At 40.8% G+C, this 18,228-nt stretch carries 21 protein-coding genes; 8 read left to right on the forward strand and 13 right to left on the reverse strand.

The features are described from left to right. Window positions 1-52: 52 nt before the first annotated feature. Both JWG45_RS20100 and JWG45_RS20105 read right to left on the reverse strand, forming a co-directional pair. The gene (locus JWG45_RS20100; RefSeq protein ID WP_205281380.1) at window positions 53-598 is read right to left on the reverse strand and encodes a YceI family protein; all 546 of its coding nucleotides are present in this window, start codon (window positions 596-598) and stop codon (window positions 53-55) included. A 14-nt stretch (window positions 599-612) separates the two neighbouring features. After that, a complete protein-coding gene (locus JWG45_RS20105; RefSeq protein ID WP_205281381.1) occupies window positions 613-1,350 on the reverse strand; it encodes a hypothetical protein in 738 nt (245 codons plus the stop codon). 149 nt (window positions 1,351-1,499) lie between these two features. Here JWG45_RS20105 and JWG45_RS20110 point away from each other — a divergent pair, with 149 nt between their 5' ends. Continuing rightward, the gene (locus JWG45_RS20110) at window positions 1,500-2,480 is read left to right on the forward strand and encodes an aldo/keto reductase (protein WP_205281382.1); all 981 of its coding nucleotides are present in this window, start codon (window positions 1,500-1,502) and stop codon (window positions 2,478-2,480) included. 547 nt (window positions 2,481-3,027) lie between these two features. Here JWG45_RS20110 and JWG45_RS20115 read toward each other — a convergent pair. From JWG45_RS20115 to JWG45_RS20140, 6 genes are all read right to left on the reverse strand, one after another. Next, entirely contained in the window at window positions 3,028-3,330 is a 303-nt protein-coding gene (locus JWG45_RS20115; protein WP_205281383.1) for a hypothetical protein, read from the reverse strand. A gap of 15 nt (window positions 3,331-3,345) precedes the next feature. Beyond that, entirely contained in the window at window positions 3,346-3,990 is a 645-nt protein-coding gene (locus JWG45_RS20120; RefSeq protein WP_332476810.1) for an RNA polymerase sigma factor, read from the reverse strand. Between the two features lie 247 nt (window positions 3,991-4,237). Further along, the gene (locus JWG45_RS20125) at window positions 4,238-5,203 is read right to left on the reverse strand and encodes an NAD-dependent epimerase/dehydratase family protein (protein WP_205281384.1); all 966 of its coding nucleotides are present in this window, start codon (window positions 5,201-5,203) and stop codon (window positions 4,238-4,240) included. Window positions 5,204-5,280: 77 nt separating this feature from the next. Continuing rightward, window positions 5,281-5,859 carry a TetR/AcrR family transcriptional regulator gene (locus JWG45_RS20130; RefSeq protein ID WP_205281385.1) on the reverse strand — a complete coding sequence of 193 codons (579 nt, stop codon included), beginning with the start codon at window positions 5,857-5,859 and terminating at the stop codon, window positions 5,281-5,283. Between the two features lie 359 nt (window positions 5,860-6,218). Beyond that, window positions 6,219-6,758, reverse strand: coding sequence for a DUF1564 domain-containing protein (locus JWG45_RS20135; RefSeq protein ID WP_205281386.1), 540 nt, complete (start codon window positions 6,756-6,758; stop codon window positions 6,219-6,221). A 350-nt stretch (window positions 6,759-7,108) separates the two neighbouring features. Next, window positions 7,109-7,732, reverse strand: a complete 624-nt coding sequence (locus tag JWG45_RS20140) for an FMN-binding negative transcriptional regulator (RefSeq protein ID WP_205281387.1) — start codon at window positions 7,730-7,732, stop codon at window positions 7,109-7,111. A gap of 487 nt (window positions 7,733-8,219) precedes the next feature. Between JWG45_RS20140 and JWG45_RS20145 the strand changes: the two genes are divergently transcribed. Then, complete coding sequence (locus JWG45_RS20145; protein ID WP_205281388.1) at window positions 8,220-9,686, forward strand: potassium/proton antiporter; 1,467 nt, start codon at window positions 8,220-8,222, stop codon at window positions 9,684-9,686. A 572-nt stretch (window positions 9,687-10,258) separates the two neighbouring features. On the opposite strand, the gene JWG45_RS20150 is transcribed toward JWG45_RS20145, so the two are convergent. Beyond that, complete coding sequence (locus JWG45_RS20150; protein ID WP_205281389.1) at window positions 10,259-10,687, reverse strand: SRPBCC family protein; 429 nt, start codon at window positions 10,685-10,687, stop codon at window positions 10,259-10,261. 263 nt (window positions 10,688-10,950) lie between these two features. Between JWG45_RS20150 and JWG45_RS20155 the strand changes: the two genes are divergently transcribed. Continuing rightward, window positions 10,951-11,664, forward strand: a complete 714-nt coding sequence (locus JWG45_RS20155; protein WP_205281390.1) for an SOS response-associated peptidase — start codon at window positions 10,951-10,953, stop codon at window positions 11,662-11,664. A 352-nt stretch (window positions 11,665-12,016) separates the two neighbouring features. Here JWG45_RS20155 and JWG45_RS20160 read toward each other — a convergent pair whose 3' ends face one another. The 3 genes from JWG45_RS20160 to JWG45_RS20170 all read right to left on the reverse strand — a co-directional run bounded on the left by JWG45_RS20160 (window position 12,017) and on the right by JWG45_RS20170 (window position 13,953). Next, window positions 12,017-12,391, reverse strand: coding sequence for a hypothetical protein (locus JWG45_RS20160; RefSeq protein ID WP_205281391.1), 375 nt, complete (start codon window positions 12,389-12,391; stop codon window positions 12,017-12,019). A 349-nt stretch (window positions 12,392-12,740) separates the two neighbouring features. Beyond that, window positions 12,741-13,604 carry a sterol desaturase family protein gene (locus JWG45_RS20165; RefSeq protein ID WP_205281392.1) on the reverse strand — a complete coding sequence of 288 codons (864 nt, stop codon included), beginning with the start codon at window positions 13,602-13,604 and terminating at the stop codon, window positions 12,741-12,743. Between the two features lie 52 nt (window positions 13,605-13,656). Next, window positions 13,657-13,953, reverse strand: a complete 297-nt coding sequence (locus JWG45_RS20170; RefSeq protein WP_205281393.1) for an ArsR/SmtB family transcription factor — start codon at window positions 13,951-13,953, stop codon at window positions 13,657-13,659. Between the two features lie 240 nt (window positions 13,954-14,193). Between JWG45_RS20170 and JWG45_RS22535 the strand changes: the two genes are divergently transcribed. The 5 genes from JWG45_RS22535 (at window position 14,194) to JWG45_RS22640 (ending at window position 17,596) form a co-directional block, all read left to right on the forward strand. After that, window positions 14,194-15,282: a helix-turn-helix domain-containing protein gene (locus tag JWG45_RS22535; protein WP_205281394.1), complete on the forward strand. Its 1,089-nt coding sequence runs from the start codon at window positions 14,194-14,196 to the stop codon at window positions 15,280-15,282. Window positions 15,283-15,353: 71 nt separating this feature from the next. After that, a complete protein-coding gene (locus tag JWG45_RS20180; RefSeq protein ID WP_205281395.1) occupies window positions 15,354-15,980 on the forward strand; it encodes a hypothetical protein in 627 nt (208 codons plus the stop codon). A 104-nt stretch (window positions 15,981-16,084) separates the two neighbouring features. After that, complete coding sequence (locus JWG45_RS20185) at window positions 16,085-16,432, forward strand: hypothetical protein (RefSeq protein ID WP_205281396.1); 348 nt, start codon at window positions 16,085-16,087, stop codon at window positions 16,430-16,432. A gap of 152 nt (window positions 16,433-16,584) precedes the next feature. Then, on the forward strand, window positions 16,585-17,334 hold the full coding sequence (locus JWG45_RS20190) for a 2OG-Fe(II) oxygenase (protein WP_205281397.1): 750 nt from the start codon (window positions 16,585-16,587) through the stop codon (window positions 17,332-17,334). 4 nt (window positions 17,335-17,338) lie between these two features. Further along, window positions 17,339-17,596 (forward strand): Ada metal-binding domain-containing protein, encoded by a 258-nt coding sequence (locus tag JWG45_RS22640; protein ID WP_408611664.1) that lies wholly within the window; start codon window positions 17,339-17,341, stop codon window positions 17,594-17,596. Window positions 17,597-17,791: 195 nt separating this feature from the next. Here JWG45_RS22640 and JWG45_RS20200 read toward each other — a convergent pair whose 3' ends face one another. Next, on the reverse strand, window positions 17,792-18,214 hold the full coding sequence (locus tag JWG45_RS20200) for a nuclear transport factor 2 family protein (protein ID WP_205281399.1): 423 nt from the start codon (window positions 18,212-18,214) through the stop codon (window positions 17,792-17,794). Window positions 18,215-18,228: the final 14 nt, after the last annotated feature.

The raw sequence follows: 18,228 nt of genomic DNA on the forward strand, positions 1-18,228 counted from the left end.
CCACCTCGAGCAAAAACCAAGGAGCATCTGCGGGTAACTAAGAGTTTTTTTGTTAGATCTGAATCAGAAAATCGTATCCGATTTCGATTTCTTCTTTTGCTTTCAAAAAAAGAAGGGAAGGCCTTTCCAGTTTAAAATCTGAAAACTTAATGTCCACCTTTCCTACAACTCGAATTCTCCCTCCTTCTTTCGGTTCCACTTTCGCGGCGGAATCGAAAGTTTGTGTGATTCCGCGTATCGTAAGTTTACCTTTGATCGAATAAGAAACACCCGATTGAGAAACCGATTCGATGATAGCTGAAATTTCCGGAGTTTCGGGATAACCTAAAATTTCCATTATATGCGAATCCCGATTCTCGTCTCCGGAATGAAATTTCAAAACGGGAACTTTGATCTGAAAAGGAGTGTTAAGTTTATATGCTCCGCCGGCGAACTCAATTTTTGGAGAATCGATTTGAACTTCCTTACAAACTCCGTGAATTTCTTTCATTGGATGAATTGCAAAAAACGTAATTTCTTTTTTTAAAACTTCGGATGCGAAGTTAGGAACTGAAAATAAGATTAGCGATAAGAATAAGATACGATCGAGAAGTCTCATTTTGATTTGGCTCCTTAAAAAGTAATCACGAGCAAAGAAATCGAAAGCGCTCCAAAACCCACCCAACCTACTTGTTGCATTTCCCTTGCGGCGTCCGGTCCATTCTTTCCGATTTTTTCCCCCAAGGACGGCATGAGTAACAACGCGGCCAGATGAATCGGGATAAGGGCTTTGTGCGCAAAGATCGGGCTGTAAATATTTACGTCGGAATCTTCCGAATCCACGATCCGTTTCGGCGCAAAATAAGCCAATCCCGCGGTTAAAGCATACATTCCAAATGTTGCATACGCTAATTGTTTATGAAAGGAACCCGAACTTTTCGCTTCCCATTCTTCTTCTGACTTTAGAGCCAAGTAAAGAGGAAGATTATTCGCGGGATCCTTGAGTAAAAAATAATCCGCCGCTATACTGTTCTGATTCAAACCTTGAAACAAGGCGACCGCATAGAGAGGATCATTTGCTGCGTATTCGGGATGTGCGAGAAGCATAGCCTGAGCGAATTCATCCGATTTCCGGTATAAGCTGTCCTTCGCTTTTTCCCCTTCCAAATTTGTGGCCAACCATAGACCTAAAGTAATAAACCCGGAAATCTGATGCCATTCGAGAACGTTCCTTCTCATTGTTAGATCTTGTTTCGTGGGCAGGATAGTTTTAGTAGCTTTGATTTCAGGAGAAGTATCAACCTGTGCGTTCAAAGCGGAAACACCTAACAGTGCAAATAGGATAAACATACAAATCCATTTTCGAAGCATAAAACTATTCCTTGACGGGTTTGGAATTCAAACACAAGTATATGGATGGAATTTCGTTTTACAACAAGATTCTATTCTTATCTTAAAAATGTTTTTTTACGATTTTGATTTCTCAAGATAAAAATATTCATAAGGAATGTCTAACAAAGATGACGTCATTAGGAACACAAGGTTTGAAAACTTCGAGGCTCGGCCTCGGTTGTATGGGCATGAGCGAATTTTACGGAACAAGAGACGATTCCGAATCGCTAAAAACTCTTAAGAGAGCCTACGAACTCGGAATTACTTTTTGGGATACGGCGGACATGTACGGTCCTTATCTCAATGAAGAATTACTGAGTCTCGCTCTCAAAGGGATTCGTTCGGAAATTACTTTAGCGACAAAGTTCGGAATCGTAAGAGACCCTTCCGATCCCTCGGTTCGCGGCTACAACGGAACTCCCAAGTATGTTCAATCTTCTTGCGAAGCGAGTTTAAAACGCCTGAAAGTCGAAACAATCGATCTCTATTATATGCACCGTCTCGACCCGAACACTCCGATCGAAGAAACCGTAGGCGCGATGAGTCGTTTAGTCGAACAAGGTAAAATCCGTTATGTGGGAATTTCCGAAGTCAACTCAGATATATTAAGAAAAGCGAATGCAGTTCATCCGATTTCCGCCATTCAAAACGAATATTCCCTTTGGAGTCGGGAACCCGAAGACGACATCCTCGGTACCTGTAGAGAATTAGGGATCGGATTTGTAGCATATAGCCCTTTAGGAAGGGGTTTTTTAACGGGGCAAATCAAGAGGTATGAAGATTTTGCACCGGACGATTATCGAAGAATGTCTCCGCGATTCCAAGGCGAAAATTTTACTAAGAATCTAGAACTCGTCAAAAAAATCGAGAGTCTTGCAAAACAAAAAGAGTGTAAGCCTTCTCAATTGGCTCTGGCGTGGGTTTTGGCCCAAGGAGACGAAATTGTACCAATTCCTGGAACGAAAAGAATTCCGTATCTCGAAGAAAACTTCGGCGCGTTGAAAGTGAAACTGACCGAAGACGATTTAAAAGAGATCGATTCGATCGCACCGAAGGGAATCGCCAAAGGGGCACGTTATCCGGAATGGAAAAAGAATACGGTTCGTTAATTTTTTCCGTTTTATAGATATCATCACTATGGCGTCGGAACGTTCCGAAAAACCGGAACTTTCCGAACCTTTTTAGGCATAAGAAACCACATCGTTTCCGATCGACTGGATGCTGAGATGGTCCGTTATGCACGCTTTCAAGGATCCCTCGAATGATTCGATTCCTTATAGGCAAACATTTCGGATTTTTTGTTTTCAGACGTCCGGATATGGGAAGAATATATTGTCGGATCATCGTATAATACCGTTGTTCGATCGTAGATTCAAAGGAGAAATTGATATCCATTCCAATGAGAAAGAAGGCCTCGGACGGTTCCCTTATTTTTTTGAATGTATCGTATAACAACAGTTTGTTGGAATCCGCAATAATTTACTTTTTAATGGAGAGATCAGACGGCGCTGAGAGGCAGTCTGATTGAAGGAAATTCCGAGACTTGTAGAGTAAAAAAAAGAAAACCCATTCTGAAAAGCTCCCGGAAAAGCGAAGCTCGTTTTATTTTTTCCGAAGGGGATTCCGAAAGGATCTAAGTCTTACAACTTCGACATCCTATCTTTTCTCTTTCGATTCTCTTTCTTCCATACGACGACGAACCCTTTGTTTCCAACCTCTTCCTCTTCCGTGTCCCCCTCTGTGCCATCCGAATCCCGGTTTGATCAAAAGATGAGACAACACAAAAAGTCCGCAGGCTTGCCAATAGTCGATCCTAGTCAAACCAAAGATCGTAGGCATCAACCAATTCCAGAGTTGCCAAACGAGCGCTCCAATTCCGAAAATGATGATCGGTATAAAAAGGATTCTTCCTAAAAAAAATCCCTTTCTACAACGATGGTGTTTTTTTTCCGAGTCCATATTGAATTCTATCCTTTAAAAGTTTTCGAGGAATAAAGATTTCATATCTTTGAGCCTTCGGATTAAAAATTCCTTGGCGTATGTTTTCCTCGCGGAAAGAGTTCCTTCCGCAATTCCAGTTTCCAGGGAAAGTTCTAGGAAGGTCTTTCCTTCAAAAGAATTCTGGACGAAGGCGAACTTCTGATCCGCAGGAAGTTCGCCGATCGCGATCGATAACTCCTCCAAGAGAAGAGCTCTGTAAAATTCTTTCTCCGGACCGGGCGCCGTATCGGGAAGATAAGAATCCAAGGAGAATTCTTCACCTAACGCGGAATGACGATAAAGTCCCGATTTTCGTTTTCGATACCAATCCTTGACCTTGTTTCGTAAAACCGCATAAATATAGGCGATTATATTTTCGATCTCACCGGCGGCGTTCATTTCACTGAGAGCGGAAACGAAGGATTCCTGAAGTAAATCTTCCGCATCTTCCGGATCCGCGATACGATATCGGATCCAAGAGAGGATCTTTCTTCTTTCTCTGCGGTAGAATTGTTCCAATGAAGCCAAAGTGATTCTTAATTCCTCGAAATCAAAGTCGTTCGCAACGGGAAATCCCTGGATTTTTTTATCAAAAATAAGAATTAAAAAAAATCGACTTTTAGAAGTTCGATCTTCCATCCCTTCTCAAAGGGTGAAATCAAGACGATTCGGGAGTTTTTGAAATTCCGGATGAGGAATATTTTTGGTCGGAACTCCGGATTCTCAAAGGAGAAATTCTATCGAAAAAAAAATTTTCCGGACTCTTCCAAATCGGTTTTCAAGTCCGGTGAAAAAGAATTTCATAAAAAAACTTTGTCGGAGCAACTGCAAAGAAGAAGTTACAAGGATTTTAAAAAGAACGAAGCGCTTTTTATCAAAGAAGAATTCAAACCCCCAGGAGTGGCATTTCCTCCAAACCCTGACGAACGGTAAGAATCGGTTTGTAACCGAGATCTTTTTTTGCATTGTCGATTTTGATCGTACAATCCCTCGACATGATACTCGCGCTAAACCGTGTAAGAGGAGGTTCGTTTTGAATTCTTAAGAGTTTCCAAACTCCTTCGATGATTCTCGCAAGAAAACGAGCCAGCCAACCCGGGATCGAACGAGTCGGCGCGGTGACATTCTGAGTCAGAAGAAGACTTTCGAGAAAATTACGAAAATGGAATATTTCATCGTCAGTGACAAAATAGGCCTTTCCACTTTGACCCTTCGAAAGAGAAAGTTCGATCGCGTGAACCAAATTGTAAATATGAGTCGTATTGGTAAGTGCGTTCCCTTGATCGATCCAAGAAAAACTTCCGTCAGCGATCATCTTCAAAAGAACCGGGAGCACGGTCTTATCTCCCGGTCCCCAGATCAAACGAGGGCGGAGGGAAAGAGTTTGGATTTCCGAAGAGTTTGCTTTGAGAACGAGTTTTTCGGCCTCGGCTTTCGTACGAGAATACGGAAATGGAGAATTTTCCGGATAGGGATAAGACTCGTCGATACCGACCATCGATTGACCATGAAAAAGAGCGGCTTCGGTTCCGATAAAGATAAACCTTTTTACTCCCGCTTTTTTCGCCGCGTCGAGAAGTTGAGCCGTTCCTTCGACGTTGACTTTCCAAAAATCTTCGAAGGGTCCCCATTGTTCCACATAGGCCGCACTGTGAATGACGACGTCGATTCCTTTCAAAGAATCCGGCCCTACCGAATTCAACTCGGAGCGAATCGGTTCTCCTCCTGCCTTTCGAATCACTTCGTCCGTTTTTTCAGAGCGAGACATTGCTTTTACAGAATGATTCTTTGAAAGAATGCGAGTCGCTGCCTCCCCTACAAAACCGGAAGCGCCTGTGATAAATAGGTTCATTTTCTCTTCTCCAAAATGACTAGATAGATCGTTCTACCTATTTCTATCCAAAACAAAAGGTAGTCAAGGAATTTCTCTTAGATTGAAATTAGGGGATTCAGGAGGCCTTCCAATTGTTTTCGAACAGCTTGTAAGGGAGAAATGCTCCTATGGGCTCGGCAAAGAACCAAAGCACCCTCTATAGAGGCCAAAACAAGGGTTGCAAGGGATTCTACCTTGGATTCTTCCAGTCCAGATTTAAGGAGGAGGTTTTGGAGAAGAGTTTGCCATCCGAAATATGTCTCTGAACAAACCTTCTGAATCCGATCGTTGTCCGCGGCAACTTCGAGAACAACCGTCGCGATTGGACAACCTTTTTGAAATCCGGATTCTTCCAATTCTTGGGCGAGGTGATCCGTAAATTCTTTAAGAACTCCGAAAAGATCGGTATGATGCGCGAATGCAGCCTCGATCTGTTTTTCCAGTCGTTCTCCCGCATTTGAAATCGCTACGGCGGTCAACTCTTCCTTTCCATCCGGAAAATGGTGATACAGGGAGCCACTTGGGGTGTCGCTTAACTTTAGAATGTCTTTCAACCCCGTACCGTGAAATCCCTTCTCTTGCAGAAGTTTGGCCGTAGTCTGAATCAATCTCTCTCGGGAGCTCAGTGGTTCCATTTGTTCACGATGCGAGTTGGTCGATTTTTCTGTCAAGGGGAGTTCGATTTTTTTGATTCGATCGGGATTGAAAGAATGAATTCGATTCTTGAATAAAAAAAAAGAATCTTTGTAAGACAGGTTCGATCTGTTTTTTCCGACTACGAGGTTCGAGAAATGGAATTATGAATTCTCAGGATTTAAGTAAAAGTGGAAAACAACATTTCGTTTCAACTCCGGCAGCGAATTTGAGAGAGTTTTGAATGTAAAATTAGAATTTTAGAATGTTTTTATCAAGGCGTGTTTCGACGAGCCTTAGACTTTTCTTCTAAAGGATAGATTCTAATTGTTAAATCTTCTTACGTTCTAGCATATTAAAATTAAAAATCATACCAGTCTCGGGGGTCCAGAACGTAAAAAGTATTCTCCGGTTGGCATTCTAGTCGTCGGACAATCCTATTGTTTAAGATATCGAGGTGGAGGATATATCTGTAATCATTATGAAATGTAGGACCTCCCTCATTCACAGTTCTCACGATAGAACTCCCAACTCCAACCTCATCCAACCACAAAAGATAATTGAACAAGAAACAGCGCGATACTCCATGAGTTTGCGCCAAAGTTCCCAACAAAGCCCAACTACCTGTTCCCAAACGAACGTTGATTCTCACTATATTCCCCGGACCCGCGCTCGGTTGATAAGAAGTTTTTCCAGCTTCCTTACCCAAACGTTTCGCTGAAGTTAAATATTTTCCGTATACCCGAAGGAGATTCGGGATTCTCTTCGGTAAACTTTTCCACTCTTCTTCTTTATATTGTAATAATCTCTCTTTCGAAACCAGAAGGGTAACGACTTCACACCGAGGTTTCTGAAGTTCGGACCTAAGTTCCTGATCGGAATTTAACAATAAGATTCCCATACCGAAAACGGTTCCGAAAAGTCAGAAAACAAAGCGGAAAAACTTCAGAATTCGAAAAATTATTATGTTTCAGAGCCGGAAAAATCGAAAATTTTGCGAAATTTAGAATCGCTCAACATAAATCGAATTTTTTTTAGAAAGATCGGGAGGGACTAAAAACTTATGTTTTCTAAACAAGAAAGCATAACGTGGCTCCACGTATTCATCGAATTCGTTCGACTTTTTCGGAGCAAGGTCTTTGATTCCAATCAAAGACCTTGCTCCGAAAAAAATTAATTTTTTAGGATCCACGATTCCAATCTCGATAAAACTTTTCGTTTTTTTGGCGCAACGGCAGGAATTTTTTTTCGTCAAGAATTCTTCCGACTAACATTCTCTCGCATCCAACGGCCGATGATTCTGGAGTTATCGTCCGGCATTTGTTCGAGCTTTTCTGCCACTCTCGTCTGAATCTCCACCGATTTATTCTGACTCAATTTGAACTTGCCCTCCAATTTTGTGATTTCTATTTGAAACGCAACCAGACCTTTGATCGTCCTTTGAAAGTAAGAATCTTCGAAGTCCAATTTCCATTCGGGAGAAGGTTTTGTTTCGTAAGAAGAGACAAGCTGCGCGATTCTTTCCTGAGTTTCTGAATCATCCAAAAAACTCAAATTGCCCGTCGCGTGTACGGCCGCATAGTTCCAAGTGGGAACGGAATGAGCTTCTCCAATCCAAGTGGGAGAAATATAACAATGAGCTCCCGGAAAAACCACCAAAACCGGTCCTTTGATTTTTTTCCAATGATCGTTGGCCCTCGCGAAATGCCCGAAAAGAAAAAGTTTCCCGGTCTCATTTTTTTCGGGATGGAAAACGAGGTGGCTCGCTTCCAGAGAAGTCTCCGAACCGGAGGTAAGAATTCCGAACGGATTCTCCCGAATAAAGGAGAGCAATTTGTCTTCCTCGATTTCTTCAAAAGCTTTCGGGATATACATAAACGTGAACCTTCCTATATGCAAAATTTGGAATGAATTTAAAAATTCACGACTCAACCAAAATAAAATCTGACCCGTTTCAATTTGAATCCTTTTTTAAAATCAAAATTGATCCATTCATAAGATGATAAAAATCGAAATTGAAAAAGCAATCATCCTTTTGGAGAGAAAATGTTCCATTCGAACGTTCCGATCCGAAAGAACAAAAAAGATTCTTTCCAGAGCGGAAAAAAAAATCTCGAACGATTCAACATGAAAAAAAGAAGAATCGAAGACCGAAGAGAAAATTAATTCCCTGTACGAAAACTCGGTTTTGGAGAAAAAAGGCTTTAGAAAAGGTTCGAATCGAACCGATCCCCGGTCTAAACGACAACCTGAAAGAAAAGCTTCCCTGGTTCATCTTTTTTATCCTTGAAAAAACGACGATAAACGTTCGAATTTTCGTCTACGATCCATAAAATTGAATCTTACAACATTACGGTATTGAATGGAATTTGAAATCACCACTCTCGTCTTATCCGGGTTGATCATTCTCAGCATCGGGCTTCTCCGCGTATCTTCCAAGTTCGGGCTTCCCTCTCTTCTTCTTTTTCTTATGATCGGAATGGCCGCCGGATCGGACGGTCCCGGGGGAATCGACTTTGATAATCCGCTTCTTGCAAGACAAGTCGGTTCGATTGCACTCGCATATATCCTCTTCTCCGGTGGATTGGAAACGGAATGGCAAAAGATCAAACCGGTTCTCTGGAAAGGAATTCTCCTCGGAAATTTGGGCGTTTTGATCACCGCAGCGGCGATGGGTTTTTTTTCGGTCTATGTCCTCGGATTTTCACCGATCATAGGATTTCTGTTAGGCGCCGTGGTTTCTTCCACGGATGCGGCGGCGGTATTCAACGTTCTGAGAACCAGAAATACTGGAATGAAAAAAGGACTGACTTCCCTTTTAGAACTCGAATCCGGAAGCAACGATCCTTTGGCAGTCCTTTTGACCGTGAGTATCTTGAGTCTTTTAGGACCGAATCCCCCAAAGGCCGGAGAACTGGTGCTTCATATCTTTATGCAATTTTCGATAGGAACCGGAACCGGTCTCTTGTTCGGATATCTGATCTTTAGAGGACTCAATCGGATCAAACTCGAATACGAAGGATTGTATCCGGTTTTGATTTCGGCCTCGGTTCTTTTTGTATATTCCGCGACAGAATTGATCGGAGGAAACCCTTTCTTAGCGGTTTACATCGCGGGACTCGTACTCGGAAATCAGTCCTTTGTTCACAAACGAAGTAATCTTAGATTCTTAGATGGAATCGCGTGGTTGATGCAGATCATCATGTTCTTAACGTTAGGTTTACTTGTCTATCCGAGTAGGATTCCTCCTTTGTTTGGAACGGGAATATTATTCTCGCTTTTCCTCGTGTTTTTCGCGAGACCGATGGCCGTATTCATTTCGCTCTTTCGATCGGGCTACAACGTAAGGGAAAAACTTCTAGTTTCCTGGATCGGGCTTCGAGGCGCGGCGCCGATTATTCTGGCGACGTTTCCATTCGCACAGGGTGTGGAAGGATCGGAGAAAATTTTTCACCTCGTATTTTTTACCGTCTTGATCTCGCTCCTGTTTCAAGGAACAAGCGTACCTCAGGTCGTAAAATGGCTCGGACTCGACGCGCCGCTTGAACAAAGAGCCTCCTATCCGTTTGAATTTGAAAACCGGGAACAGAGCGACTCCAATCTGTTGGAATTTATCGTGCCTTACGGATCAAGCGTCGTAGGAAGGTTCGTATATTCCTTAAACTTTCCGGAAAATTCCCTGATCACCTTGATCTACCGAGGGGACGGACATATAGTTCCAACAGGAAAAACTAAATTAGAAGAAGGTGATGTTCTTCTGATTCTAACGCCGAAAGGAAGTGAGGAAAAAATTCGAGAAATTCTTTCCAAGATCGAAACCGCCTCTTAATTTTTTTCGGGCGGCTCCTGCTCGAATTCTCCGAAAAAGACGGTGTCGGATTTTAACAATCGCAGGAACGAGCTTGTTCCGCGCTTCGGCTAACGCCTACGGTCGTCTCAAAAGAGACGACTGCTTCGCACGCTTCACATCTCTGCCGCTTTGTTCTCACTCCCAAAAAAGACCCCGCGTGGAAAAGAAAGGATCGAGTTTATCCGAATGAAAAGAATTCAAAACCGATCCCTTTCTGAAAATTTTAGCTTCGAGAAAAATACAGACGATGATAAACCTCTCGGATCGATTGATAAAAAGAGAAAAGAAACGAGTGCGACCCAAGACCTGAGTTGCTTCTCGGGTTACCGGAGTTCCGACCGAAACCCAACCCGGTGAAAAGCGCGAGCGAGCCTCTGTTTCGGGCTCATTTCATCGGTTTAAAAAAAAGAAGCTCCAAAAAGAAACCAATCAAAATTCTCACTATTTGAATTGAAAGCGGACTAATAGTCCTAATGCAAAGAAAATTTCAGAAAAGCTCTCCTTGTTTTGTAGGAACTATGACAAAACCAAAAACACGACTAAGGCAAAAATCATTTCTCAAGATGATCTTTTAGGATTTTCAGAGAATGATCCCATCCCGAATTCGAGTGTTCGTAGGAGGTTTCAGTGGGAAAGTTTTCCTGTGTTAGAAGGAGGGAGGTCGAAGTTCCGTCCTTGATCAATTCCATCGTGATAACGGAATAGTTTTCAGGAATATCCGGGATTCCTGAAAAAGTACTCCAATAGTTATACTGAAAAACTTTCTCTTTTTCAAACTTTAGAATCGTTCCATGATCCCTGTAGGTTTGATTTTCCCAAATTCCCGTAAAAACGATCGAACTTCCGACCTTCCAATCGGAAATCGCCTGTGTTCCGTAGAGATAGAGCTTAATCACTTCCGGATCGATCATCGCGCGCCAGACTTTTGAGATGGGGGCTTGGATGGAAATATTCTTCTTGAGCACTAATTTTGGATTCATCTTTTCCTCTGAACAAATAGAAACGTCGCTATGAAAAAAAATCAAAGAAGAATTTCGATCCTAACTTTACGTTTTTAGAAAACCCTTCTTATAAGAATTCTTTATAACATAAAAAGGATTGAAAGAATTGTAAAAACGCGACTCGGCTTAAATTTTTGAAAACTCGGTAAAAGAACGAACAAAACTCGTTCTCAGAAAGTTCTTTCCTATCTTGACGGAACGAAACCGTCGGTGATTCTTGGAAAGAATTCGATCGAATTTCTATGTGTAATAAATTTGCGCAATCCTCCCGATGGTCCAAGGCAAACGCATTTCGCTTTGCAAAATCAATAAACGAAGCACCCGATCGTTACAATGTTTCTTTTACGGAAGGGGCATTGATCATATTAAAGCCCGGAATCGATTATACAGTAGAAGACGCGATGTTCTGGCTGGTTCCACCTTGGTCTCAGAGTTTAAAAGCGGCATTCGAATTCACTACATTCAACGCAAAATCCGAAACCATCTTCGAACTCAAATCCTTTCGGGAATCGATCATCCACAGTCGTTGCATCATACCCTGCGATGCGATTTACGAATCAAAAGGACCAAGCGGAAACAAACAGCCGTATGCGATCCGAATGAAAAACGAAGAACCGTTCGGAATGGCCGGAATTTATTCTCGCTGGACGGATCCAAAAACCAAAGAGTCTCTTCAGACTTTTTCGATCATAACAACACCCGCAAACGAACTTTTCGAGTTCTATCATGATAAAAAAAGAATGCCCCTCCTTCTTCCTCCCGAAAGATACGAAACCTGGCTCGACGAAAAAATAAAAACAAAAGAAACCATTTCCGGATTCTTTCAAACCTTTCCTTCAGAAAAGATGAAGGCTTATCCGGTTTCAAAACAAATCCTTTCCCGAAACAATCGCCTCCAAGGAGAACGTTGTCTCGAAGATATTTCCTCTCTGGAGAAATCGGAAAGCCTTTTTTGAAAAAACGTTCGAGACAAATTAAGAATAGATTCCTTCAAACTAATCCGATCAAAATAAAATACGCCGGATAACGCCTAACGTTATGTTAGTCAATCTTGGCAAATTATAGAATCTTTCCTATCCTCAATCGGAGCTCTTAACAAAATCTCAAAGTGTGGGAACTAAGATGTATTGGAACCAGTTTGTTAGAAAGCTAATAGCTCGCTTATGGGAACGAACTATGGGAAAGCAGCGTTTTTTTACGTGCTTACTGAATACTGTCATCAGTTTCTTGGAAGGTTTCAGGAAAAATTCTTAAAAAAGAAAGGGAAGCACTTGCAAGATTTGTTTCCTATTCTTTAAAATCTATAATTTAGAATACGGAGACAAGAAGCAGAACGATTCCGATCAGAAAGGCAAAGGCGCCCAAAATAAAATAGAACACTCCGAGAATCCGGGCAAAAAATTCAGGAATGTCCGATTCTAAAATTCCTGGAATTAAAGATTGTTTTGCCTTTCCGGTGATGATGACGTAAAGACCGAACTTTGTCGCAAAAAAGGCCCCCGCCGTAAGAAGGAAAACGGAAACGATTCCTACAAAAAGATTCGGGTTTCTATCCGAGATCTCCTTTAAAAAGGGTACGAATAAAAAGGCTAATAAAAAACCCAAGCTCACAAACGTAGGGACGATCGATAAATTTCCGACCCTTACGATGACGCCTAACTTTCTTTTTAAAAATGATTTCATAATTCTTGGATTCTCCTTACAACAGAAGATCTAAAAAACGTTGCGCGCTTTTCCAACTCGGGAGCAAATTCTTACCCAAAATTTTTTTGAATCTCAAGAGGAACCCTGTCGGAACTCCGACGATCCTCAGTGAAACTCGCGCGCCCCGCCCGATTTTCGGGTGGAGGGGCGGGTGGTGGAAAAAATCCGGAAATTCTCCTCTATCACAAAATTCTAATCTTGAAAGCACAAATCCCCTTGTAGGAACTCACACGACCCCTCTTCTCGAGACAATTCTCGTTGTAATTCCTCTCAACCTGTGCCTAAAGATCAGCATTCGAGAGAGCGTCCCTCTCGAATGCTGAAGGATTTAAGAACACTTGCAGATCGGAAACAAAAATTGTTTGATCAAGGATTCGGAAGGATAAGCTTCCGGTTTGAATAAACCCACGGAATCAGAATTCATTTTCTTACTCGGAAGGAAATAAGATCCGAAAATAATGTCCCAGATAACGAAAGCGCCGGAACTGTAATTGTGATTTCCCTCGGAGGGAATTTCGGAATGGTGCCATCGATGCAACTCATTCATATTAAAAATCGTATTTAAAAATCCTAAACGAAAATCGATATTCATATGATTATAAATCGAGACGAAGTTATTGAGCAAGCCGACGATCAAAACCGCATCCGTGTGCAAACCAAGAATTACAGAAGGCAATAATAAACCCGCGGTGTTCCAAATCGTGTTGAACGGATGAGAACGAAAAGCGTTCATCCAATATAATTTTTTTGGAGAATGATGAATCGCATGCGCTCTCCAAAAAAAACCGCCTCCTACGTGCGCAAATCGATGAAGCCAATAAGGAATCAATCCAGATAAACTCATCCCCAGAACGACTTGAAAGATCAAAGTTGTATTCTGCAAATCGGGAGAAGATATCTCGAAGTATTTCATAAGACCGATGGTAGCGACTGCAACCAAACTTCCCGTAAGAGGTCCTAAAATCGGCTGGATCAAAAAGAAAACGAAATCCGATTTCTGATCGGAATCTTTTTTGTTCCATTCTTTCTCGAAAGGAAGAAATCGTTCTAAAAGAATCCCCAAAAAGACAAGAAAGGATACTGACCCGTATCCTATCCAAACGTTGCCCGGATATCGAAATAGAATCCAAACAAAAGAGAAAAATAAAATCGGAAATCCGATCCGTTTAACGCCATTTTTTAGAATCGCCATTAACCTATACTCCTAAATATCTAAATTTAACGATTTATTGAATAAAAAAAAGTCAACAACACCCTCGAAGATATCCTGACAATTTGGATAAATGTTCCAAAATTTTTTCCCTGTTCGGTTTATAATAGACTTCCTTTCCCGATTTCCTTCGAATCAAAATTCCGCCCTTTTTCAACTGATTCAGATGAGTGGAAATCGTGGACTGCCCTAAACCGGAAATTTCAACAAGTTCTCCAACGGTTTTCTCCTTACCATCCATAAAGGATAAGAGGAGGGATTGCCGGGTTTCGCTCGCTAAAGCGGATAAGAATTCTTGAACGTCCGAATCTAATCCTTGATTTTTTTTCATATTTACATATCTAAAATTAACGATATATCTATTTTCGTCAATTCTAAAAATTTCAGAATTTCAGAAAAATCCCCGCATCTGCGTATTGTGCTCTTTTTGCTTAAAATTTCGTGATTCCAAAAGAAAAATTATGAATCGACCTCGATCAAAAACTCGGGAAAGGAATCAAAATTCTACCGGTAAAATCGATTTTTGAAATAATATATTTCTTTTTAACGAAGATCCTCCGCAAATGAATTCGTGAAACTTTTACTTTTAGAATTTGCGAAGTTCGTAAGCATTCTTTCCATCTGGATTGGATCGATCCAAATCCTTAGGTTTAGAATCCAAGAATCCATTTACACTTCTTTACTCTATCTTTGTTTTGGAATCTCCCAACTCTATCTCATCCTTCTCGTCCAGGGAATTTTCGAAAACGGGGTCGGAGTTTTTACGGCAGTCCACGTGCCTCTTTTGTTTTTTCTCGGGCCTTTGATCTATCTTTATATTCAGACTGTCTTAGACTCACCGTCTCCTTCGCGTTTTTCTTCGAAAACTTTTCGGAATTTCATTCCTGGATTCATATATTTATTGATTCTTCTCGCATATCATTCAGGACTTTTTCCGAAAGAAAATTTTTACGGAATCGTCTCCCTTCAAAATCGGGGGAACTTTAGAATTGTACTTTTTTTAAGCAACGTTTCCATTTTAATTTATATCCTATTCTCTTTCTTACAAATCCTGATTCGGATCAAAATCAGATCCTTATTGGAAAAAAGAAAAATTTTCGCCCTTTTTATATTAGCATTCTCTTTGATTGCAGTGATTCTTTCATTGCTATCGATCTTGGAAATTTATCGGACATTACAAATTTCTTCAATGATCGCTTCCTTTATCGTTTTTATTGTACATTCAACGGGACAAATCTATCCCGAACTTACGGAGTATCTGAGATCGGAAGCTCAAAATCCGCAACACAGAAGGACTTATCTTCAAGGTAAGGATCCTAACGAAATTGCGAAGATTCTTGATAAAATTATGGAAATCGATCGTATTTACAGAAACGAAAATTTAAGAATTGCGGATGTCGCGAAAGTCTCCGGTCTTTCCACACATCAACTATCCGAATATCTGAACAACACGCTAAAAACTCCTTTCAATCGATGGATAAATCTATTTCGGATACGAGAAGCAAAACAAATTTTATTGCAGGATCCTAAACGGACCGTGCTTACGATCGCACTCGAAGTGGGTTTCAATTCGCTTACAACGTTCCATAGAGTTTTTTTAGAGGAAGAAAAAATTTCTCCGAACCAATTTAGAAAGTCGATCCTCAAAGAAAAAACTTAAAACCATTCCCATGTTAAAACACGATAGGAACGAACTCTAAAAATGAGTTAGATTTCTATCGAGGTATTTATATGGAAGAATTTAGAATCAGCACTGCAATCGCAGACATTCCAGTAGGTCTTTCTGCGGCTTACGGATTTTGGAATTTAATCGGATCGGTAAAATGGAGGTTAGTTCAACTCGGTTTTTTTACGATCTCACTCACCGCATTTTTATACGGCATGATTCCTTTTTTCCCTTCCTTCACGGAGGGTATTCATTCCGTGTTAAAACACGTCGCTCAGGAAATTGCGTTTCCACTTTTGTGCTTACCGTTCTTTTCGATTTCCACAGGGATTCAAATCGATAACAAGAGAAGCACGATACTATTATTTGCGCTCGCATCGTTTTCGATTTTATCTCATATTTTTGGCTTTAGCGGTATTTATAAACTCATCGTAGGAATCGCGGCGTCCTTACTTTGGATCGTTTCTTCGATGAGTATTTTAAAACGAAAACATCTGGAAAAGAATCTAAAAAAATCGGCGTTATTGATTTTAACCGGAGCCCTTCTTTTTATCTTAAACGGGATTTGGGTCGGAAAGACGGGAAGTATTTTTGGAATTCCTAGGTTCGATCTTTTTCTTTACGTTTCTGCAATCGGAATCTTTTTTATCGCACTCGGAGTAAAATTCGTTTCAAAGGAACAGCAATCATGATTTTTTTTTACCAGACACTTCTTCTTTTTCTGATTTTTACAATTCTATCATTTCTTACTTCGTCCTTGAAAAATCAAAATTACTCTCCATCAAAGCGGAGCCTTTTGATTCTCATACTCCTCTCCATTTCAATCGGAAGCGTTTATACCTATTCGATTGCGATACCGAAAGCCGTGAAAGGAAACGATTTTTTTTCGCTTGATATGTTCAGCGTTTTTGCCGCTGTAATATTCATTTTTTCTCAAGTTCGCTCTTTCTTTCTTTTGTTAGAAGGGGATCAGAATTTTTTTGTTTGGCTCGTTCCTTTCTGTGTTTATCTTCTTATGATCGGATTCTATCAATGGATTTTTCTCGGAGAACTCTATCCGTTGTTCCTGGATTCTTTGCGAGGACTCATTTTATTCTTTCTCGGATATAAGGTAAACAAGGAATCGTCCCGTAGAATGGGTTAAACCGTCTTTGAGAAAGAAAAGACGATTCGATTGGGTATAACTTTAACAGCTTGTTTCTACTCGGTAATTTTTTTTAACGAAAGCGCAAAAATATTCTCTCTAAAAGCAAGAATCGGGTTTTAGAAACACGCTCAGTGCAATATGATTTTCGAATGAAAAATCTTTCGCAGGTTTCCGCATCCGCTCCCGCTATTTCGATCCATTCTAAGATCGAAAAAATAGATTGGCCTTATGTGACGAAAGAGCTGAATGAAAAAGGATTTGCACTCGTTCCGAAGTTTCTTTCCGTTTCCGAATCCAAAAGTTGCATTCAACTCTATGATCAAAATTCGTTGTATCGAAAAACGGTCGTGATGGAAAGATTTAGATTTGGGCTGGGGGAATATAAGTATTTTGCTTATCCATTGCCCGGTTTTATACAAATCCTAAGAGAAAATATTTATCCATATTTAGCCCCGATCGCAAACTCCTGGATGAACGTACTGAGTATCGAAAAGAAGTTTCCAGATCAGTTTTTAGAACTCAAAAAAATCTGTCACGATAACGAACAGACAAAACCGACCTCGCTGATTCTAAAATACGGAACTGGCGGATTCAATTCTTTGCATCAAGATCTTTATGGAGAAATTTTCTTTCCGATACAAGCCGCAATTTTTTTAAACCGACCGAATCGAGACTACTACGGCGGGGAATTTGTGATAACTCAATCGATTCCGAGAACTCAGCCCAAAGCGATCGTTTTAAATCCGGAACAAGGAGACATGATTTTTTTCGCGACGAATTTCAGACCGATCCAAGGAACCAAAGGTTACTACCGCGCACAGATGAAACACGGGGTTAGCGAAATCCATTCCGGAGAACGTCATACGCTGGGAATTATTTTTCACGATGCAACGACTTGATAAAATGATTCTCCATATCGAAATCGATGACAAGAGTTTAAGAAAACGTATCAGAGACCGAAGTTTTTTATTCGGGGGTAATCTTAGATTGAAAATTTACGGAAAATTAAATTGTAGCTCCGGAAAAAGAATAAAAAAAGAGAATCGAGTTTTTTTCCAATCGCACCAGGATGCAATGCAAAACGGATTTAGACCCTGCGGGCATTGTATGAAAGAAGAATATCGAATCTGGAAGATTCAATCTTTTCAAAATGGTGCCTAACGTAAAAAATTGGAACGATCCCGCATTCTAATGAACCTCCTTGATCGGTAAAATGAGGAGAAAAAAATAACGAACCCGATTCAAGAATCGATACAGAATTTACCTCGTATATTCCATTATAGAAACATAAAATAATAGGGCCATTGATACGATATCACGTGACCCAAAGTGAATTTTTATTCGCAAATCTCTTGGCTATTTTTTCAAAACTTGGGCATTTGCCAAATCCTGCAAAAGTCTCCAACCGGATTCGGTTTTGATCCATTGTTGATTGACTACAAAACTCATCTCGCTCGATTTCATAATCAAAGTAGCATAAGCAAGATTCCCTTCGTTTTTTAGAGACGTCACACTGAGCGTTCTCGATTTTCCGCCTATTTTTCCCTCTTTCAATGCGCCAAGGTAGCCTTCGCGATTCATTTCCCATGGCTGACTCGCGTTTCCCACAAAAGCGTATAGTCGAAAGTCTTTGTGCAGGACATTCTCCAATTTATTTACGTTTCTCTCGTCGCCCGCTTTTACAAACTCTTGAATCAACGTCCTCAAAGACGCTTCCTCGTTATTCGAAAAAAGCGCAGTCGTCATAAAAAAGGTGGCCAAAAAATTTATAAGCTTCATATAATCTCCTCAGA

The organism is Leptospira ainlahdjerensis (assembly GCF_016919175.1).
Lineage (GTDB): Bacteria > Spirochaetota > Leptospiria > Leptospirales > Leptospiraceae > Leptospira > Leptospira ainlahdjerensis.